General features: G+C 61.3%; 18 protein-coding genes. 16 read left to right on the forward strand and 2 right to left on the reverse strand.

Translation table 11 applies throughout. The features are described from left to right. The first annotated feature begins 35 nt into the window (after window positions 1-35). The 15 genes from waaF to ABTV87_RS02420 all read left to right on the forward strand — a co-directional run bounded on the left by waaF (window position 36) and on the right by ABTV87_RS02420 (window position 15588). On the forward strand, window positions 36-1070 hold the full coding sequence (waaF, locus tag ABTV87_RS02350; protein WP_039766536.1) for a lipopolysaccharide heptosyltransferase II: 1035 nt from the start codon (window positions 36-38) through the stop codon (window positions 1068-1070). A gap of 1 nt (window position 1071) precedes the next feature. Further along, window positions 1072-2133, forward strand: coding sequence for a lipopolysaccharide heptosyltransferase I (gene waaC, locus ABTV87_RS02355; RefSeq protein ID WP_221533685.1), 1062 nt, complete (start codon window positions 1072-1074; stop codon window positions 2131-2133). Then, window positions 2133-3254, forward strand: a complete 1122-nt coding sequence (locus ABTV87_RS02360; RefSeq protein WP_085685321.1) for a glycosyltransferase family 4 protein — start codon at window positions 2133-2135, stop codon at window positions 3252-3254. Before waaC ends, ABTV87_RS02360 begins: the two co-directional genes overlap by 1 nt. Continuing rightward, the gene (gene rfaP / locus ABTV87_RS02365; protein ID WP_085608461.1) at window positions 3255-4061 is read left to right on the forward strand and encodes a lipopolysaccharide core heptose(I) kinase RfaP; all 807 of its coding nucleotides are present in this window, start codon (window positions 3255-3257) and stop codon (window positions 4059-4061) included. Continuing rightward, window positions 4061-4795, forward strand: coding sequence for a lipopolysaccharide kinase InaA family protein (locus ABTV87_RS02370; RefSeq protein ID WP_007952281.1), 735 nt, complete (start codon window positions 4061-4063; stop codon window positions 4793-4795). Before rfaP ends, ABTV87_RS02370 begins: the two co-directional genes overlap by 1 nt. Then, the gene (locus ABTV87_RS02375) at window positions 4792-5544 is read left to right on the forward strand and encodes a lipopolysaccharide kinase InaA family protein (RefSeq protein WP_007952279.1); all 753 of its coding nucleotides are present in this window, start codon (window positions 4792-4794) and stop codon (window positions 5542-5544) included. The genes ABTV87_RS02370 and ABTV87_RS02375 overlap by 4 nt, the downstream gene beginning before the upstream one ends. Further along, window positions 5544-6995 (forward strand): lipopolysaccharide kinase InaA family protein, encoded by a 1452-nt coding sequence (locus ABTV87_RS02380; protein ID WP_258712786.1) that lies wholly within the window; start codon window positions 5544-5546, stop codon window positions 6993-6995. The genes ABTV87_RS02375 and ABTV87_RS02380 overlap by 1 nt, the downstream gene beginning before the upstream one ends. A 159-nt stretch (window positions 6996-7154) precedes the next feature. Continuing rightward, window positions 7155-7490: a YceK/YidQ family lipoprotein gene (locus tag ABTV87_RS02385; RefSeq protein WP_221533687.1), complete on the forward strand. Its 336-nt coding sequence runs from the start codon at window positions 7155-7157 to the stop codon at window positions 7488-7490. Between the two features lie 172 nt (window positions 7491-7662). Further along, window positions 7663-9420 carry a carbamoyltransferase family protein gene (locus ABTV87_RS02390; RefSeq protein WP_007952261.1) on the forward strand — a complete coding sequence of 586 codons (1758 nt, stop codon included), beginning with the start codon at window positions 7663-7665 and terminating at the stop codon, window positions 9418-9420. Next, on the forward strand, window positions 9404-10534 hold the full coding sequence (locus ABTV87_RS02395; RefSeq protein ID WP_221533688.1) for a glycosyltransferase: 1131 nt from the start codon (window positions 9404-9406) through the stop codon (window positions 10532-10534). The genes ABTV87_RS02390 and ABTV87_RS02395 overlap by 17 nt, the downstream gene beginning before the upstream one ends. Continuing rightward, the gene (locus ABTV87_RS02400) at window positions 10534-11430 is read left to right on the forward strand and encodes an antimicrobial resistance protein Mig-14 (RefSeq protein WP_258712788.1); all 897 of its coding nucleotides are present in this window, start codon (window positions 10534-10536) and stop codon (window positions 11428-11430) included. Before ABTV87_RS02395 ends, ABTV87_RS02400 begins: the two co-directional genes overlap by 1 nt. An 8-nt stretch (window positions 11431-11438) precedes the next feature. After that, entirely contained in the window at window positions 11439-12875 is a 1437-nt protein-coding gene (locus ABTV87_RS02405; protein WP_258712789.1) for a PIG-L family deacetylase, read from the forward strand. Further along, the gene (locus ABTV87_RS02410) at window positions 12872-14026 is read left to right on the forward strand and encodes a glycosyltransferase (protein ID WP_433898932.1); all 1155 of its coding nucleotides are present in this window, start codon (window positions 12872-12874) and stop codon (window positions 14024-14026) included. Before ABTV87_RS02405 ends, ABTV87_RS02410 begins: the two co-directional genes overlap by 4 nt. 14 nt (window positions 14027-14040) lie before the next feature. Next, window positions 14041-14961, forward strand: a complete 921-nt coding sequence (locus ABTV87_RS02415) for a glycosyltransferase (protein ID WP_258713584.1) — start codon at window positions 14041-14043, stop codon at window positions 14959-14961. A 3-nt stretch (window positions 14962-14964) separates the two neighbouring features. After that, a complete protein-coding gene (locus ABTV87_RS02420; protein WP_085608468.1) occupies window positions 14965-15588 on the forward strand; it encodes a CatB-related O-acetyltransferase in 624 nt (207 codons plus the stop codon). Window positions 15589-15592: 4 nt separating this feature from the next. On the opposite strand, the gene ABTV87_RS02425 is transcribed toward ABTV87_RS02420, so the two are convergent. Both ABTV87_RS02425 and ABTV87_RS02430 read right to left on the reverse strand, forming a co-directional pair. After that, a complete protein-coding gene (locus ABTV87_RS02425; RefSeq protein ID WP_007952252.1) occupies window positions 15593-16816 on the reverse strand; it encodes an acyltransferase family protein in 1224 nt (407 codons plus the stop codon). A 2-nt stretch (window positions 16817-16818) separates the two neighbouring features. Further along, the gene (locus tag ABTV87_RS02430) at window positions 16819-18681 is read right to left on the reverse strand and encodes a bifunctional O-antigen ligase/aminoglycoside phosphotransferase family protein (protein ID WP_221533691.1); all 1863 of its coding nucleotides are present in this window, start codon (window positions 18679-18681) and stop codon (window positions 16819-16821) included. A 154-nt stretch (window positions 18682-18835) separates the two neighbouring features. On the opposite strand from ABTV87_RS02430, the gene msbA reads away from it, so the two are divergent. Next, the gene (gene msbA, locus ABTV87_RS02435) at window positions 18836-20638 is read left to right on the forward strand and encodes a lipid A export permease/ATP-binding protein MsbA (protein ID WP_221533692.1); all 1803 of its coding nucleotides are present in this window, start codon (window positions 18836-18838) and stop codon (window positions 20636-20638) included. Window positions 20639-20671 lie beyond the last annotated feature (33 nt).

The following is a 20671-nucleotide window of genomic DNA, read 5'->3' on the forward strand; positions in this document are numbered from 1 at the left end:
GCGTAAAGCCTCCCCGGTTCGTTTATGGAAACCACATGAATATTCTGATCGTTGGGCCCAGTTGGGTCGGTGACATGGTGATGGCGCAGACACTGTTTCAGTGTCTCAAGCAGCGCCACCCGCAGTGCGAAATCGACGTGCTGGCCCCCGAGTGGAGCCGGCCGATCCTCGAACGCATGCCCGAAGTGCGCAAGGCCTTGAGCTTCCCGCTCGGCCACGGCGCGCTGGAGCTGGCGACCCGTCGGCGGATCGGCAAATCCCTGGCCGGCCAGTACGACCAGGCGATCCTGCTGCCGAACTCGCTGAAGTCGGCGCTGGTGCCGTTCTTCGCCGGCATCCCGAAACGCACCGGCTGGCGCGGCGAATTCCGCTACGGCCTGCTCAATGACGTGCGCACGCTGGATAAAGAACGTTATCCACTGATGATCGAGCGTTTCATGGCGTTGGCCTACGAGCCGAACGCCGAGCTGCCGAAACCTTATCCGCGCCCGAGTCTGCAAATCGATCCGGTGACCCGCGAGGCCGCATTGGCCAAGTTCGGTCTGACCCTCGACCGTCCGGTGCTGGTGTTGTGCCCCGGCGCCGAATTCGGTGAAGCCAAACGCTGGCCGTCCGAGCATTACGCCAAGGTCGCCGAGGCGCGTATCCGCGAAGGCTGGCAGGTCTGGCTGTTCGGCTCGAAGAACGATCACGCGGTCGGCGAAGACATTCGCGCGCGGCTGATTCCGGGCCTGCGCGAAGAGTCAGTGAACCTCAGCGGCGGCACTTCGCTGGCCGAGGCCATCGACCTGATGTCCTGCGCCGACTCGGTGGTCTCCAACGATTCCGGCCTGATGCACGTGGCCGCCGCGCTGAATCGTCCGTTGGTGGCGGTCTACGGTTCGACCTCGCCGGGTTTCACCCCGCCGCTGGCCGAGCATGTGGAAATCGTCCGTCTGGGCCTCGATTGCAGCCCTTGCTTCGACCGCACTTGCCGTTTCGGCCATTACAACTGTCTGCGCCAGCTGATGCCGGACGCGGTCAACGATGCCTTGCAGCGTTTGCAGGGCTCTGTGGTCGAGGTTCATTAACTTGCGGGTATTGCTGATCAAGACTTCATCGCTGGGCGACGTGATTCACGCGTTGCCGGCGCTGACCGACGCCGCCCGGGCGATTCCCGGGATCAAGTTCGACTGGGTGGTGGAAGAAGGTTTCGCCGAGATTCCGACCTGGCACCCGGCCGTAGGCAAAGTGATTCCGGTGGCGATCCGCCGCTGGCGCAAAAACATCTGGAAAACCATCACCAGCGGCGAATGGAAGCGCTTCAAGCAATCCGTTCGGGCGAATAAATATGATCTGGTGATCGACGCTCAGGGCCTGCTGAAAAGCGCCTGGCTGACCCGCTACGTCAAAGCCCCGGTGGCCGGTCTCGACAAGGGCTCGGCCCGCGAGCCGATCGCCGCGCGCTTTTATGACCGCAAACTGGCGGTGGCCCGAGGTCAGCATGCTGTCGAGCGTGTGCGCCAATTGTTCGCTATCGCCTTGGGTTATGACTTGCCCAAAGGCCTGGGCGATTACGGCCTCAACGTCGAGCGTCTGGTCGAACTGCCGCGCAAAAATGCCTACGTGGTGTTCCTCCACGGCACCACCTGGGACACCAAGCACTGGCCGGAAGCCTACTGGCGCGAGCTGACCGAGCGGGTCGGCTACCTCGGCGTCGGGATCAAGCTGCCGTGGGGCAGCCCGCTGGAGAAGGCCCGGGCCGAGCGCATCGCCGCCGGTTTCAAACACGCCGAAGTGCTGCCGAAGCTGAACCTGGCCGGGGTCGGCAAGGTGCTCGCCGGCGCCCAGGCCTGCGTCGCGGTGGACACCGGCCTCGGTCACCTTGCCGCCGCTTTGGATGTGCCGACGATTTCCCTGTTCGGCCCGACCAATCCGGGCCTGACCGGCGCCTACGGCAAGCTGCAGATTCACCTCGGCAGCGATTTCCCGTGCGCGCCGTGCCTGCAAAAGAAATGTACGTATCAACCGACCGCGCAGGATGCCCGTCAGTTTGACCTGAAACGCGAGTGGCCCCTGTGCTTCACGCGTCTGAATCCCGAGCGTGTTGCCAGCCGACTGAGCACGTTGTTGATGGCTGAGGAGCTGCGCTGATGCAATTGGCTTTTGTCCTGTACAAATATTTCCCGTTCGGTGGCTTGCAGCGCGATTTCATGCGCATCGCCCTCGAATGCCAGAAGCGCGGGCACCAGATCCGCGTCTACACCCTGATCTGGGAAGGCGACGTGCCACCCGGTTTCGAAGTGCTGGTGGCGCCGGTCAAGGCGTTCTTCAATCACCGGCGCAACGAAAAGCTCAGCGCGTGGATGGAAGCGGACCTGGCCAAGCGCCCGGTGGACCGCCTGATCGGCTTCAACAAGATGCCGGGGCTGGACGTCTACTACGCCGCCGACGGTTGCTTCGAAGACAAGGCGCAGAACCTGCGCAATTCGCTGTATCGCCGCTGGGGCCGTTACCGCCACTTCGCCGAGTACGAGCGCGCAGTGTTCGCCAAAGACGCGAAGACCGAAGTGCTGATGATTTCCGAAGTGCAGCAGCCGCTGTTCATCAAGCATTACGACACGCCGCTGGAACGCTTCCACCTGCTGCCGCCGGGCATCGCCCAGGACCGTCGCCGCCCTGCGGATGCCGACCAGATTCGCGCCGGTTTCCGCGCCGAATTCAATCTCAAGGACGACGAACTGCTGCTGGTGCAGATCGGTTCCGGGTTCAAGACAAAGGGTGTTGATCGCAGCCTGAAAGCGCTGGCCGCATTGCCTGCCGAGCTGAAGAAACGCACCCGGCTGTTTGTAATCGGCCAGGATGACCCCAAATTGTTCCAGATGCAGAGTGCGACGCTGGGCCTGGGCGACAACGTGACGTTCCTCAAGGGGCGCAGCGATATCCCGCGTTTCCTGCTCGGCGCCGATCTGTTGATCCACCCGGCGTACAACGAAAACACCGGTACGGTGCTGCTTGAAGCGCTGGTCGCCGGGTTGCCGGTGCTGGTCAGCGCGGTCTGCGGTTACGCCCATTACATCGCCGAGGCCGACGCCGGGCGAGTGCTGGACGAACCGTTCGATCAGGCGCAACTGACGCAATACCTGACTGACATGTTGAACGACGACGCTGCACGGGCGGCCTGGAGCCGCAACGGTCTGGCCTTCGCCGAGACGGCCGACCTCTACAGCATGCCGCAGCACGCGGCCGATGTGATTCTGGCGGAGCACGCTTAAATGAAGTTGATGCTGGCTGAACCGTTCAAGAGCCTGTGGGCTGGCCGCGATGCATTCGTGGAAGTCGAGGGCTTGCAGGGCGAGGTGTACCGCGAGCTGGAAGCCCGCCGGACGTTGCGCACGGAAGTCGACGGCAATGGCTTTTTCGTCAAGATTCACCGGGGCATCGGTTGGGGCGAGATCTTCAAGAACCTGCTGACCGCCAAACTGCCGGTGCTCGGCGCGGGTCAGGAATGGAAAGCCATCCAGCGTTTGCAGGAAGTCGGCGTGCCGACCATGACCGCCGTCGCTTACGGCGAGAAGGGCAGCAACCCGGCGGATCAGCATTCGTTCATCGTCACCGAAGAGCTGGCGCCGACCATCAGTCTCGAAGACTTCAGCATCGACTGGGTCAAGCAACCGCCGCAGCCGAAACTCAAGCGGGCGCTGATCGCCGAGGTCGCGCGCATGACCGGCATGATGCATCGCGCCGGGGTCAATCACCGCGACTGCTACATCTGCCACTTCCTGCTGCACACCGACAAACCGGTCACGCCCGAAGATTTCAAACTCTCGGTGATCGACCTGCACCGCGCCCAGACCCGTCCGGCGATCACTCAGCGCTGGCGCAACAAGGATCTGGCGGCGCTGTACTTTTCCGCACTGGACATCGGCCTGACCCGCCGCGACAAGCTGCGCTTCCTCAAAGGTTACTTCCAGCAACCGCTGCGCCAGATCCTGGCTGAAGAAGCGCCGTTGCTGAGCTGGCTCGAAGGCAAGGCCAACAAGCTCTACGCGCGCAAGCAACGGTACGGGGATGCGCTCTGATGGCGGGTTGGAATCTGGAGCCTGAGTACAGTGAACTTGCGCAGTATTTCGGTAGCCTCGAAGCGGTATTTGCCCTTCAGGGCGAGCGCCTGACTCGCGATCCATTGTCCGAAGTCATTCGCGTGCAACTCAACGGCGTCAACTATTACGTCAAGCGCTACACCGGTGCCGGCAAGGGCCTGCGGCGTTATCTGGGCAAGCCCCGGGTGAAGATGGAATGGCAGAACCTCAAACGCTTCGCCAAGTGGGGCATTCCCACCGCCGAAGTGGTGGCGTGGGGGCTGGAGCGCAACGGCATGGCCTACGATCGCGGGGCGATGATCACCCGTGAACTGCCGCGCACCGAAGACTTGTCGGCGCTGGCCGAACGCAACGATCCCAAGCTCAAGGATCGTGCCTGGGTCGACGGCGTCAGTCGGCAGCTGGCTGCTTATACGCGTGTCATGCACGACCACCGCTTCACCCATAACGATCTGAAGTGGCGCAATTTGCTGATCGACGATCAGGCGCAGCTGTTTCTGATCGACTGCCCGAACGGCGATTTCTGGCGCGGTTTCTGGCTCAAGTATCGGATCACCAAGGATCTGGCCTGCCTCGACAAGGTGGCCAAGTATCACCTGTCGAACACCCAGCGCCTGCGCTTTTACCTGCAATACCGTGGACGTGATCGGCTGAATGCCGCCGACAAGCAACGGATTCGCCACGTGGTGAGATTTTTCGAGGGACGCGAATGACTGATTTTCTGGCCGCTGAAGACCGTGCGCTGCTGGAGCGCCACGGTCTCGGCACGTTCGATGCGCTGTGGTCCAAGCAGCTCGACGCCGTGGATGAGCCCAACACCGATGGCGGCGGCTGGAGCAGCGTGTTTCGTCTGGATCTGGAAGGGCATGGCTATTACCTCAAGCGCCAGTGCAATTACCTGACCCGCACCCTGCACGCGCCCTTCGGCGAGCCGACGTTCGCCCGGGAATTTCGCAACATCAGTCGTTACAACAAGCTCGGCATTCCGGCGTTGCAGGCGGCGTTCTTCGGTGAGCGCAAGGTCAACGGCGAAGTCCGTGCGATCCTGCTGACCCGGGCGCTGGACGGCTGGGACGATCTCGATTCGCTGTTGCAGCGCTGGTCGGACCTCGATGCCGCGCAGCAATCGGCGATTCTCAAGTCCTGCGGCCTGTTGGCGCGCCATCTCCACGGCATGCGTCAGGTGCATGGCTGCTTCTATCCAAAACACATTTTCCTGCGTGCCGAGGGCGACGGCTATCAGGCCCAGTTGATCGACCTGGAGAAGACTCGGCCGTTGCTGTTCGGTATGCGTGACCGGGTCAAGGATCTGGAGCCGCTGCTGCGCCGTGCGCCGGAGTGGAGCGAAGCGCAATTGCGTGAGCTGCTGGCGGCGTATCTCGATCAATCGACGGACAGTTCGCTGGTCGATAGCTGGGTCACGCGGCTGACCGCGCGGCGCAGTCGCAAGGAGACCCGCTGATGCAGCTGTCCGACCTGAAAAATGCCGGGCGTACGCCGAGTCTGCCGCTGACGGTTTCGCTGGCCGATGCGGCGGGCGCTGCCGATTTGCAGTTGCTCAGCCTGTTGCGGGTGTTGCCGGGGCAGCGTTACGTCGGTGCCGGTGTGTGGCGCGGGCGTCCGGTGCTGGCCAAATTGCTGGTCGGCAGCAAGGCAGCGCGGCATTTTCAGCGTGAACTGGAGGGCGTGAAACTGCTCGCCGCCCAGGGCATGACCACGCCGTTGCTGCTGGCCGATGGCTTGAAGGACGGCGAGGGTGGCTGGCTGCTGTTCGAGTTCCTCGAAGGCGCCGAGAGCCTGGGCGATGCCTGGAGCAAGGTCGAATCCTTGCCGGTGCTGGCCGACGAACAATCGGCGGTGCTGGCCGAAGCGCTTGGTGCCATCGGTCAGTTGCACGGCAAAGGCCTGTGGCAGGAAGACCTGCATCTGGACAACCTGCTGCGCCACGGTGGTCAGCTGTATCTGATCGATGGCGCCGGTATCTGTGCAGAAAATGCCGGCCAGCCGTTGTCCCGGCACAAAGTGCTGGAAAACCTCGGGGTGTTCTTCGCCCAGTTGCCCAAATCGCTCGAGCCGTTCACCGAAGAATTGCTGGTGTATTACCTGCTGAGCAACAGCGAACACGCGCTGCCGCTGGAAGCCCTGCAAAAGCAGATCGACAAGGTGCGCGCCTGGCGCTTGAAGGATTACCTGATCAAGGTCGGTCGTGAATGCACGCTGTTCAGCGTCAAGCGCGGCGCGTTCGGTCTGCGGTCGATCCGCCGCGAGGAAGAGCCCGCGATGCTGCCGGTGCTGGAACAGGCCGATGCCTTGCTCGATCAGGGCCATTTGTACAAGACCGGCGGCGCGGCCAGTGTCGGCAAGGTCGAGGTTGCCGGGCGTCCTCTGGTGATCAAGCGTTACAACATCAAGAATTTTGCCCATTGGCTGAAGCGCTTCTGGCGTCCAAGCCGCGCCTGGCATTCCTGGCGCGAAGGCAATCGCCTGGCGTTTCTCGGCATTGCCACACCAAAACCGCTGGCAGTACTGGAAACCCGGTTTTTCTGGCTGCGCAGCAAGGCCTATCTGATCACCGAACACTTGGCGGGGCCGGACATCATCGAGCGCTTTGCGCCATATGTTGAAAGCGGTGAAGCGCCTGAAAGCGAATTGCAGGCACTGGATCAGCTGTTTGCACGGTTGATCGCCGAACGCATCAGCCATGGCGACTTCAAGGGTCATAACCTGTTCTGGCAAGAAGACCGCTGGGCGCTGATCGATCTGGACTCGATGTGCCAGCACGGCTCGGTGGGCAGCTTCGCCCCGGCCTATGCCCGGGATCGCGCGCGGTTCATGCGCAACTGGCCTGAGAGCAGTGCGCTGTATCATGTGATCGATCAGCGATTGCCCAAGGATGTAGTGGGCACTGCATGATTGTTTTCGCCAGCGCGTAAGACATTTCTGCAGTTGAATTCGGGTAAGGCATGTGGCGACAAATCCTTGTGACTTGTCCTACGGTCTTCCCGGAACCCATGAACTGCCCCTCGCAAAACCCCGATGCTAGTTTGCCCCGACGTTCCCGGAGGGCAAACCTTGAGCATCAAAAACGCTATCACGATCGGCGCATTTTCCCTGGTACTGTCCGGCTGCGGCACCGCCGTCACGGTGTTGCAGGACGATGAAGGCGCCACGCGCGGCCTGCGCAAACAGAAGACCTACTGTCAGTCGATTCCGCGCATCTACAGCGGGCTCGCCCACGATTTCTGCCTGCTGCACGCGCCGCCCGATCCTACTGGCATTCTGGTGCCGGTCGTCCTGCTCGACCTGACCCTGTCCGGGGTGTTCGACACGGCGTTTCTGCCTTACACGATCTATCGCCAGGCAGTGGACGGGAATATCAGTGTTTATTGGCGACCAAGCCGTGGATAGGCCCATGGACAAGGGTTCTGTGGGTTGAACGACATGGGGCAATTCGCACAGGGTCATTCCCGCCACGTTTACGCTATAATCCCGCCCTTTAGCTGTCTCTCGCCCGGTGCGAGGGCACATCATTTTTCAAGGCGCATCGCGCCTGAATGCAGACTAAAGAGGCTAGACCCCTGTGGCATTGACGATTCTTGGCCTGTCCGGCGCCCTTAGCCATGATCCTTCAGCAGCCTTGTACATCGACGGCAAGCTGGTCGCGGCGGCTGAGGAAGAGCGCTTCGTACGCGATAAACATGCAAAGAACCGCATGCCCTACGAATCGGCGAAGTTCTGCCTGGAGCAGGCAGGCATCAAGCCGTCCGACGTTGACGTGGTGGCGATTCCGTTCGCCCCGATCAGCATTTTCGGCAAGGCTCGCTGGCAGTACGCCAAGCGTTACTGGTACGCCCCGGACCGCGCACTCGACGCGATCCTGATGGGCAACCGTCGCTACAAGCGCTATCGCAACAAGATCGTCTGGTGCCTGGAGCAACTGGGCTTCGATCCGAAGAAAATCAAGATCGAGCCGGTTGAACACCACCTGGCCCACGCTTCCAGCGCCTATCACTGCTCGGGTTTCAAAGAGAAAACCGCGATCCTCGGCATCGACGGCAAGGGCGAGTACGCCACGACCTTCTTCGGTTATGGCGAAAACGGCAAGATCCACAAGATCAAGGAATTCTTCGATCCGGACTCCCTCGGTGGCCTGTACGGCGCGATCACCGAGTTCCTCGGTTTCGACATGCTGGACGGCGAGTTCAAGGTCATGGGCATGGCGCCGTACGGCGACGCCAGCAAATACGATTTCTCGCGTCTGGCCTCGTTCGAGAACGGCGAACTGGTGATCAACACCGACTACGCCAACGTGATCGGCCTGCGTCGCTATAAAGAGAAGGGCAAGGGTTACTACTTCTCGCCGAAGCTGATCGAGTGGCTGGGTCCGAAGCGCGAAGGCGACATCGCCGACGAGCCGTACATCCACTACGCCGCCAGCATTCAGGCGCTGTTCGAAAAAATCGCGCTGCAGATGATCGACTACTACCTGGGCGACGTGCTCAAGGAAACCGGCAAGCTGGCCTACGCCGGTGGCTGTGCGTTGAACGTCAAGCTCAACCAGAAAATCATCGCCCGCGACGACGTCAAGGAGCTGTTCGTACAGCCTGCTTCCGGCGACGCCGGTACGGCGGTTGGCGCAGCGGCCTATGTGTCCAACGCCCGTGGCGTGCCGGTCGAGAAGATGGAACACGTCTACCTCGGCCCGTCGTACAGCAACGAAGACGTGATCGCCGCGTGCGCCCGTCACGAGAACAAGCCGACCTGGCGCAAGCTCGACAACATGCCGGAGCAGATCGCCAAGATCATGGTCGATGGCAACCCGGTGGCCTGGTTCCAGGGCCGCATGGAGTTCGGTCCGCGTGCACTGGGCGGTCGTTCGATCATCGGCTGCCCGAGCGTGGCTGGCGTGGCTGACCGCATCAACCACCAGATCAAATTCCGCGAGCGCTGGAGGCCTTTCTGCCCGTCGATGCTCGACACCGTTGCGCCACAGATGATCAAGATCGATCACCCGGCGCCGTTCATGACCTTCACCTTCGAAGTGGCTGAAGAGTGGAAGACCCGCGTGCCGGAAGTCGTCCACGAAGACGGTACTTCGCGGGCCCAGGTGCTCAAGCGCGAATACAACCCGCGCTACTACGACATGATGAAGGCGCTGGAAGTGCTGACCGGCAACGGCGTGTCCCTGAACACCTCGCTCAACCGCCGTGGTGAACCGATGATCTGCTCGCCGACCGACGCCCTGAACATGTTCTTCGGCTCGGATCTGCAGTACCTGATCATGGAAGACATCCTGGTGGTCAAAGAAGGCGCAAACGCTTATGACACGCTCGGCTGAACGCCATGTGCTGCAGTTCTGTCACGGCTATGACGGGCCGTTCCTCGACTGCGCGCGGCAGTACGCCAGCCTGTTCGCGGGCACCGGTTATCGGGTCACCACGGTATTTCTGACCGGGGCTGCCGATAGCGAGGTGGCCGCGGCCTGCGCCTCCGATGAAGTGTTGTTCATGGAATACAGCTCCAAGGCCATTCGTGGCCTGAAGCTGGGCGCCATCGGCGATCTGCGCAAGATCGCCGCTTCACGCAATTTCAGTTTCTGCATCGCCCATCGCTTCAAGCCGATCTACATCGCCTTGCTCGGCACTTCGCTGCCGGTGATTGGCGTGCACCACGCGTTTGGCGATTACAAACGCGGCTCGCGCAAACTCTTTGCGCAGATTTTCCGCAAGCGTCTGAGCCTGCTCGGCGTGTCCGATGCGGTGCGCGACGACATGCGCCACTGTCTGCCGAAATGGCCGGCGGCGCGTATCCAGACCCTTTACAACCGCATCGATGTCTCGGCGTTGCAGATGAGTCAGGTGTCCGCCCGTGAAGCCCGCGAGACCCTCGGTCTGTCGGCGGATGCGTTCATTGTCGGCAACGTCGGTCGTCTGCACCCGGACAAGGATCAGGCCACGCTGCTGCACGGTTTTGCCGCGGCATTGCCCGGTCTGCCGGCCAACAGCCAACTGGTGATTCTCGGCAAGGGTCGTCTTGAGGACGAACTCAAGGCGCAGGCCCGTGAGCTGGGCGTTGGTGATCGCGTGCTGTTCCTCGGTCAGGTGCCGGATGCGCGCAATTACTTCCGCGCGTTCGATGTGTTTGCCTTGAGCTCCGACCACGAACCGTTTGGCATGGTGCTGCTGGAGGCCATGGCCGCCGGCGTGCCGTTGCTGGCCACGGCGTGTGGCGGGGCGAAGGAAGTGGTCGAAGGCGTGGGCATTCTGTTCCCGCTGGGTGACGCAGAACATCTGGCCCAGGGCCTGAAACATCTGGCCGGTATGGACGAGCAGCAGCGTCGCCAATGCGCGGAGATGATGTTCGAACGCCTGCGCGAGCGCTTCTCCGACCGCGCCGTACGCGACACCTTCTGGCATTTGCCGCAAGTTACCGATCTGGCACCGAGGGGCTGATGCTCAACCGATTTCAAGGCTGGCGCGAACGTGGCTGGTCGCCCGTTGACGCCTCAACTTATGCACAGGCCTGGCAACGTTTCGGCGGCAGCGTCGCGACTCATCCCATGGTCGTCGAGCGTCTGGCGAATCTGGCCGGCATCCCGGTGCGCTATCTGGCCTGGGAACAGCAGGGCGAAATCAAAGCCGCGATCCCGACCTGGGGCCGCGACCTGGCCTTGTCCAAGGACGTGCTCAAACGCAACGGCAAGAAAGGCCTGTTCGACCTCGGCAACGCCGAGCTGATCCTGCCGGCCGCCGCCGATGCCCAGGCCCCGCTGCGCCATCGCGGGCGCTACCTGTCGGCGCTCAACGAAAACCGCTTCAGCGGCCTCAAGTTGCAGACCGAACAACTGGCCATGGCCCGCACTCCCGAAGAGCTGTCGAAGAAGTTTCGCTACAACCAGCGCCGTGAACTGCGCCTGCTGGAAGAGGCGGGCGGGGTGGTGCGGCCGGTCAGCGATTTTTCCAGTGCCGAACTGGCAGCCATTTATTGCGTCCTGTTTCAGCGCCGCTGGGGTTTCCCGGCCACTGGCGCGGCGCGCATGGCCGAAGTCATCGAGCTGTTGCGCGAGCTGTTGATCGGCTCGGTGATCTTCCTCAACGATGCACCGATCGCCATCCAACTGGTGTACCGCGTCGAAGCCCCGGAGTGGATCAGCGTCGAGTACATCAACGGTGGCGTCGATCCTGAAACCCGTGAATTCAGCCCTGGCAGCGTCCTGAGTTTCCTCAATACGCAATCTGCCTGGGAGCATGCGCGGGCACTGGACAAGCCGCTGCGCTTTTCCTTCGGTCGCGCCGACCGTGAATACAAGGATCGCTGGTGCAATCCTGTGCCGGTCTTCACCGTATGAGTCAGCCCATGAGCCGCAAACAGCAACTGCTCAAGCGTCACCGGCGCAATAAGCGCATCGGCCTGTTGATCGCACTGATCGTGTTGATCGCCCTCGGCGTGCTGGTGGCCTGGTGGTTGCCGCTGGTGCTGGCGGTGATTGGCTGGATCGCCCACGAAGCCTGGTTCGCCGATCACCTGTTCTATTCGCCGAAAGACGATTACCAATACAGCTTTCCGCCGTTCACACCGCAGCCAAAAGTGCATTTGAACGGCGAGCAATTGCGCCTCGACGAGGGTGTGATGCTGGTGGACGACGCCACGCTGATCCTCGCCGTGAAGGTCAAAAGCAGCTTTCTGGGACGCTTCTTCGATCCTCGGGTCGAGTTGGCTGGTGGCACCCATCCCGATGCGCAGACGTTCGAACGCGGCGTCAATGGCCTGCGTTATCTGAACCTCAGCGGTCAGGCGCAGGCCTTGTCACAAGGCCAGTTGCGTCTGCGCGGGCGCTTTTGCCGGGTGTCCGGTGAGCCGGTGCTGTGGGCGCTGGAGCAACCGGACTACCGCCAGCAGCGGGTGATGGTCATCGCCCCTCACGCCGACGATGCCGAACTGGCCGCCTACGGTCTGTACAGCCAGGCCAAAGAAGCCTGGATCGTGACCCTGACTGCCGGCGAGATCGAAGCCGAACACTATCAACAGATGGGCCTGAACAAGGTCGAGGCGGCGCGGCTCAAGGGCCGCTTGCGTGCCTGGGACAGTCTTGCCGTACCGCGCTGGGCTGGCGTGCCGCAGGAACATTGCGTGCAGCTCGGTTATTTCTGCCTGCAACTGGCGGCGATGCAGGCTGCGCCCAATCAACCGATTGGCTCGCGGGAAGCCGATCTGAACGACACGCGGATGTTTCGTCAGCTGAATCCGTTTGCCTTGCCCGGCGATGCCGACGGCGCGCCGACCTGGAACAACCTGCTGGCCGACCTGCGTGACGTACTGGCCCGCGCGCGCCCGGATGTGATCGTGTTGCCGCACCCGACGCTGGATCCGCATCCCGACCATATCTGCGCCCAGGAAGCGGTGCTGGAAGCCTTGCGCGGTCTCGATTACCAACCGACCCTGCTCGGTTACGCCAATCACTTGCACGACAATGACCGCTGGCCGATGGGCGACAGTGGGCAGGGCATTGCCTTGCCGCCGACGTTCGACGCAGGCGTGGCGATGCAGCCGCTGTGCCTGCCGCTGTCGATCGAATTGCAACGGGACAAGGCCATGGCGCTGAGCATGATGCATGACCTGCAGCCACCGGCCCCGTTCAAGCGTCGCCTGCGCCGGCTGTTTCAGCGACTGCTGGCCGGTCGGATGCCGTCGGTCTACGGCGAGAACGAATTTTTCAGAAAAGCGGTCAGGCGCCAGGAGCTGTTCTGGCTACTCAAACAGGGCGAAACGGGCGTCAACCGGGGAGATTTATGAGTCAACGGTCAAAGGTGTTGCAGCTGCAGCCCGACTACAACGTCAAATCCCATGATTTCGCCGACCTCGCCGAGCAAATCGTCAAGGCGCTGCCGACCGATCGTTACGAAGTGACCGCCGCTTTCCTGCGCGGCAAGCCAGGGCCGGGCGAAGCCGTCAGCCGTGCTGACCGTTCGGTGTATTTCGAGTTTTCCGACAAGTCCCTGAAGGGCATGCGCCTGCGGGCGATGTGGCAGCTGTACAAGTTCTGCCGCCGGGAAAAATTCGACGTCGTGATCTGCAACCGCTTCAAACCGGTGAACATGATGCTGACGCTGAACCGCTGGTTGAAAGTGCCGCTGTGCATCGGCATTTCCCACGGTTTCGGCGAGTACGACCGCTTCTACCGTCGTCGCCAGACTCAGCGCCTGATCGATCGGCACTGGCGCTTCGTCGGCGTGTCGCCGGCGGTCAAACAGTATTTGCTGGATTGCGATTGCGGTTTCACTGACCAGAACACGTACGCAATCACCAACGCCATCGACATCGAGCAGGCCGAAGGTTTGCAGCACAGTCGCGAACGCGCTCGCGAGTTGCTGGGCATCGACCCGAAGGTGCGGCTGATCGGGGCGCTGGGGCGACTGGTATCGGTCAAGGGCCACACTTACCTGTTGCAGGCTTTCGCCCAACTCAAAGACAAATACCCGAACACCCAGCTGGCAATCATCGGTGCCGGGCGCCTGCAGGCGCCGCTGGCCACCGAGATCGAACAGTTGGGCCTGAGCGGCCGGGCGCACCTGCTGGGCTTCAAGGAAAACGCCCTGCAGTACGTGCGCGCGTTCGATATCTGGACCATGCCGTCGCTGGCCGAAGGCCTGGGCCTGGCCTTGCTGGAAGGCATGAGCGGGCATCTGCCGGTGATCGCCTCGAACGTGCCGGCCATGCTGCCGCTGATCGAAGGTGCCGGTGGCTTGTCGATCACGCCCAGGGACGTACCGAGCCTGGTTGCGGCGCTGGACACCTACCTCGCGCTGTCGGATGACGAGCTCAAGGCCAAGGGCGAGCAGGCCTATCGTTATTTGCAGGAGCAGCACGACATCGAGGTCTTCCGCCAGGAATACCTGAACCTGATCGACTCCGGCCTGGAGCAGGCCCGCAAGGAACAGCCGTGAGCGAAGAAAGAGCCATGAGCGAAGAAAGAGCCTTCAGCGAGTCCGCAGTCGTGAGCGGTGAGCAACCTCTCGTCACTGTCATCATCGCCTCCTATAACCATGGCCCGTACATCGAGGAAAGCATCCTCAGCGTCATCAACCAGAGCTACCAGAACATCGAGCTGCTGGTGGTCGACGACGGTTCGAAGGACGACAGTGTCGAGCGCATCACTGCCTTGCAGGCCAAGCACGGCTTCGACTTCCGGGTGCAGCAGAACCAGGGCCTGACCAATACGCTCAACGGCGCGATCGCACGGGCCAAGGGCAGCCTGATCGTGCCGTTCGGCTCCGACGACATCATGTACCCCGACCGGATCGCCACTCAGGTCGCTTACATGGACGGCAAACCGGAAGTGGGCATCTGCGCCGGCAACATCGAGCTGATGGACGCCGACGGCAATCTCTACCCGGAAAAGCGTCAGCGCCGGGACGTGCCGTTCCGTCGCGCGGATTTCGATGACATGTTCCTGGAACGCAAGCCGTATCCGCCGGCACCGACCCTGATGATCCGTCGTGAGGCTCTGGACAAGGTGGGCGGGTTCGACCCGACGATTCGTCTTGAGGATCTGTACATCGAGCTGAAAATTACCCGCGCCGGGTACTTCATCGATGGCCTGAACGTGGTGATGGCGCGCTACCGCAAGCACGCCACCAACTCCTACAAGAATCACCGTTTCATGATCGAGAACATCCTGCGCACCTACGCGCTGTTCAGCGATCATCCGCTGTACGACGAAGTGCGCTACAAGTCGCTCAACTCGATGTTCCTGAAAACCGCCAACCGCGATCGCAAACTGGCGCGGGAGCTGTTGGCGCAAATCCCGTTCAAGGCCTGGAACAAGAAAACCTGGCGCGGGTTGGGCCGGTTGCTGTTTTCACCGTTGGAAAAAGACTGAGCCATGGGCTGGATTCAGCGCTGGCGCGAGCGACGCGCGAAACGGGCTATTCGCAAATTGCCGAAGATCGAACGCGGCACGGCGCGATTCCGGCAGGCCTACCCTGACTATGGTTTCGGTCGGGGCAGTTATGGCTTGCCGCTGGTGCATGACTGGAAGGAAGGCTCGACGCTGAACATCGGCGCCTATTGTTCGATTGCCGAAGGCGTGCAGATTTTTCTCGGTGGGCATCACCGTGCCGACTGGGTGACCACGTTTCCGTTTCCGGCGATGCTGCCGGAGGCGGCCCACATCAGCGATTACAGCGGCACCCATGGTGACGTGACCATCGGCAACGATGTCTGGCTGTGTTCCGGTTGCACGATCCTGTCGGGCGTCACTGTCGGCAGCGGTGCAATCATCGCGGCGGGTGCGCTGGTTACGCGGGATGTCGAACCCTACGCGGTCATGGGGGGCAATCCCGCGAAGTTCCTGCGTTGGCGGTTCCCCGAGGAACAGCGTCACCAGCTGTTGCAGAGTGCCTGGTGGGACTGGCCGGAAGCCGAATTGAACGGGCTGGCCGGCACGCTGTGCAGCGATGACGTCGAGGGATTCCTCAGTTACGCCCGACAGCGTCGATCGACATAGCTGCTCAGCGATCCTGAACGGCTTTCTCGGCCAGCTTCTTCGACCCGGACCTTTTCTGGCGCAACCACTGCAGAAATGTCCTGCCCGCTTCAATGCCCGGTTTTTCGATGTACAGGAATGTCAGGCTGGCGATGACGATCAGCAGGCAACTGCACACGGCCATCAACAGCAGATAGAGGATCGGGTTTTGCGGGTTGAAGGGTATGAAGTGCGGCAGTTGCTGCACCATGATCCAGAGCACATAACCGTGTAGCAGGTAGGTGCTGTAGCTGATCTCTCCCAGCCAGCGGACACTGCGCAGGCGCAGGGCGCCAAACAGCGGATTGCCCGAGGCCACGATCAGGAAGAACACGGTCAACAGCAGCAACGGCATCAGGTTGAAGGCGCGTTTGTACAGCGTCATCACCAGGACCAGAGCCAGCAGGGCTATTACGGTGGCGAGACGTGTCTGACCCCATGCCGCCAGCTGCGGGCGACGCACCCAGTAGGCTGCGGCAATCCCTCCCAGAAAACTCGCCAGGAAGTGCTTTTTCAGCGAATGTTCCCAACCGACCACCTGATACAGGGTGTAGATCCCGATCAGGCAGAGCACCACTTGCAGCCAGTGTCCACGATAGATGAACACCAGCCCCAGCAGCGGCAGTGCCAGGTAGAAAAACACCTCATAGGCCAGCGTCCAGGTCACGTTGGAAATCAACATCCCGCTCTGCGGGTACTGATTGATGTCAGGTCGGTCGAAGGTCAGCCAGGCCAGTATCTGCCCGGCCAGTTGTGTACCGGAGTCCTTCAGTTCCCAGCCTTGCAGGTAGAACACCGTGACAAACACGATCAGCATCAGCGGCAGATACAGAGGGTAAAGCCGAAATACCCGTGACACCGCAAAGGCCTGCCAGTCGTGATCACGGCCCTGTTTGAGCAGACGACTCCAGAACAGAAAACCGGTGATCATGAAAAACAGCGCAACGCTGGCCTGACCCAGTTGCGAGTAGAAGTTGCTGGGCGGAAAGTCGATCACACCGGTACGCAGGTAAAACCAGGTGATGATGGCGTGATGGATGAATACGCCAAAAGCCAGGTAGCCACGCAGGCCGTCAATACTGCCATAGCGGCTTTCGCCGGCATGTTGCAAATGCGTGGCCGCTTTGGGTAGCAGGCGAAGGAGCAGAGCCGAAGTCGCGATAGCAAGCAGATACGCTATCGCGGCATAGACTGGGTTTGTATCCGTCATGATCAATGGGCCCGGACCGGGCGACCTCCCTGTTGCACCTGCCGGTGCAGATTGTCGACCGCAGCTTTGGAGGCCGTCACCGAATAACCCTGGAGCAGGGCATCGAAGTGATCCTCGAACAGCCAGCGCTTGTCTTCCGTGTAGCGCTGCATGTGACGCAAGTTGCGTTGGCGCAATGAAAGGCTCAGGGGCGACGGATAGATGCGCAGGTCGGCCAGATCGATCAATCCGAATTCGCCATCCTCCAGCACCAGTACGTTGCCCAGGTGCAACGAGCGGAAATACACGCCCTGTTCATGCAGTTGGGCCATGAACTTGCCAAAGCGTTCCACCAGGGCCTGGCGTACTGCGGGAGCCGTGATGCCTTGCAGCACCTGACGCAGGGTATGGCCCGGCAAAGGCGAATAATGAACGGCGCTGCTGCCGTCTTCGAGACGATAAAGACCCAGTATCTCCGGGGTCGGGATGCCTGCCCTGCGCAATTGCTCGCTGTTCACGGCAAATCGCTCGGAGTAGGGATTGAAGGTGCCGGAGGTGTACCAGCGGCGACGGCGGAATAGTTTCAGGAAACTGCCATCTTCCAGGCGCAGAACTTTGGGCCCCAGGCCGTCTTCTTCGATGATCCGGGCATTTTGGCTCAGCTGCTGCATGTCGGCTGCCGAGCGTTTTACCACCGGCCTGTCCAGCAGGCGGCGGGCACGCAGGTTAATGCTCAGTGCGGCAATCAGTGCCAGCGGTATCCACAGCAGGAACCAGTGCTCCTTGGGCCGCGAAAGGATGCCGCCACCCTCGGTCAGTCCCGCACCGATACCGAATACCAGCAGGGTCGAGGCGATGATCAGCAAGGGCTGTACACGCTGGCGCCAACTGCTCAGCAGTCCCCAGGCGAGGAAGAACAACCACGGCAGCAGGCCCAGCAGGCCGACGTAATAGAGGACACCCAGCGCAAAACTGTGCGGCTCCTGAAAGTTGTATCCGACACCGGGATCGATCGACAGGTTGGCGTTATAGCCGTGGCCGATCCACGGATGATCGGAAATCTTGTTCAAGGCCAGTTGCCAGATTTCGAAGCGATAGGAGTCGCCACGTTCGATGATCATTTGCGAAAACACGGCCATGACCACCGCACCGCTGGTGGCCAGCGCGCCCAGCAGCAGCAGCGAACGACGGTTCCAGCAGATGAAGCACAGCCAGAGTGCCGCCGCGGTCAGGGCGACCAGCGGGGTTCTGGAACCGGTGCCGATCACCGCCGCGAACATGATCGCCATCGCCGGCATACTGAGCCAGAGCAGCTGGCGACGCTTGCAGGTCATGCTGATGCTGAGCCAGTAGGCACAAAAGAAACCGAACAGATGAGAACTGAGCAGCGGGTTGTCGAAGGCGCCACCACCGACCAGGCGCATCCCGGGCTCATAGGTGCGGGCAAAATGGATCAGGAAGACACTGGTGGCCACTAGCGCAACCAGTGCCGCCGTGAACAGCAAGGGCTGGAGGATATCGTTGCGATAGCGCACCAGCAGGTAGCAGCCGGCGAACAACAGCAAGGTGTGCAGCGGCGGCTTGAACATACCGCCGATCGGTTCATCCCCCGGTCCCCAGCACAGGCTGAGCAGCGCCCAGGCGACGAACAGCAGCAGTGCGATGATCAGTGGCTCCTGGAGCAACTCCTTGAACGCCCGCGGGCGCAAGCAGATGGCGATCAGCGTCGGAATGCTGAACAAGCCGTAAAACAGTTTGTGATGCAGGCTGCGACCCGGCAGGAAAAACAGTGCGCACAAGAGCAGGAAGTAGCCGGCGGGGAGTATCCACAGACTAATGAAATCGAAAATTCGATTGGAAGTACTGCTGAAGCCGCGAAGTTGCATGCTGAGAGATTCAATCCTGAAGTTGATCGGCCATTTCGATGATGGCTATTTGATGCTGAAAAAGATGCCTAACAATAGCAGCCTTTGCCCGATTGCCAGAACCCTGAAGAAGCTGTGCTAAAGTCAGCGTCCTTTTTATCGACTTTCGCGTGATATGACCGACTCCAGTCCCGCCGCAAGCCCTTCGAGCTTGAAAATCTACTTCCGCCTGCTCGGCTATGTCCGGCCGTACATCAGTCTGTTCCTGATCAGCATCGTCGGTTTTCTGATTTTTGCCTCGACCCAGCCGATGCTCGGCTACATCCTCAAGTACTTTGTCGACGGTCTGTCCAATCCCGAGGCGGTGCTGTTTCCCACCGTGCCTTACCTGCGCGATCTGCAACTGTTGCAGGCCGTACCGCTGCTGATCATTCTGATCGCTGCGTGGCAGGGTCTGGGATCTTATCTGGGCAACTATTTCCTGGCCAAGGTTTCCCTGGGCCTGGTGCACGACCTGCGGGTGCAGTTGTTCAACAACCTGCTGGTCCTGCCCAACCGTTATTTCGACAAGCATAACTCCGGTCACCTGATTTCGCGTATCACCTTCAACGTGACGATGGTCACGGGGGCGGCAACAGATGCGATCAAGGTCGTAATCCGTGAAGGCATGACGGTGATCTTCCTGTTCGCCTCCCTGCTGTTCATGAACTGGAAGCTGACGCTGGTGATGGTCGCGATCCTGCCACTGATCGCCGTGATGGTGCGCACCGCCAGCAAGAAATTCCGCAAGCAGAGCAAGAAGATCCAGCTGGCCATGGGCGACGTCACCCACGTCGCCTCGGAAACCATCCAGGGCTATCGCGTGGTGCGCAGCTTCGGTGGTGAAGCTTACGAGGAGAAACGCTTTCTCGACGCCAGCCAGAGCAACACCGACAAGCAACTGCGCATGACTCGCACCGGCGCGATCTACACGCCGATGCTGCAACTGGTGATCTACAGCGCCATGGCGGTGCTGATGTTCCTGGTGCTGTTCCTGCGCGGTGACGCGTCGGCCGGTGACATGGTCGCCTATATCACTCTGGCCGGCCTGCTGCCCAAGCCGATCCGCCAGTTGTCCGAAGTCAGTTCGACCATCCAGAAGGGTGTGGCCGGTGCCGAAAGCATTTTCGAGCAACTGGACGTCGAGCCGGAAGTCGATACCGGCACGGTCGAGCGCGATTCGGTCAGCGGTCGCCTCGATGTGCGCAACCTGAGCTTCACCTACCCGGGCACCGAACGTCAGGTACTCGACGACATCAGCTTCTCGGCCGAGCCGGGGCAAATGGTGGCGCTGGTGGGGCGTTCGGGCAGCGGCAAGTCGACGCTTGCCAACCTGATCCCGCGCTTTTATCACCATGACAAGGGCGAGATCCTGATCGACGGCGTGGAAGTCGAGCAGTACAAGTTGCTCAACCTGCGCCGCCACATCGCCCAGGTGACCCAGCATGTCACGCTGTTCAGTGACACTGTGGCCAACAACATTGCTTACGGTGACCTGGCCGGGGCGCCGCGTGAAGACATCGAGAAAGCCGCGCGTGATGCGTATGCGATGGACTTCATTGCGCAGTTACCGGAAGGCCTCGACACCCAGGTCGGAGAGAACGGCGTGCTGCTTTCCGGTGGCCAGCGCCAGCGCCTGGCAATCGCACGCGCCTTGCTCAAGAACGCGCCGGTGCTGATCCTCGACGAGGCCACCTCGGCTCTCGACACCGAGTCCGAGCGGCACATCCAGGCCGCCCTGGATCAAGTGATGAAGGGCCGTACCACGCTGGTAATTGCTCACCGCCTGTCGACCATCGAGAAGGCCGATCTGATTCTGGTCATGGATCAGGGCCGGATCGTCGAGCGCGGCACTCACGACGACCTGCTGGCACAGAACGGCTACTACGCGCGTCTCAACGCCATGGGCCTCGACGCCCCGGCCGAAGACATCGCCTGATCCCGCCGAAAACCCCGGGCGCGCAATGCGCCC

This window comes from Pseudomonas sp. PSE1(2024), assembly GCF_050990555.1.
Classification (GTDB): domain Bacteria; phylum Pseudomonadota; class Gammaproteobacteria; order Pseudomonadales; family Pseudomonadaceae; genus Aquipseudomonas; species Aquipseudomonas aphyarum.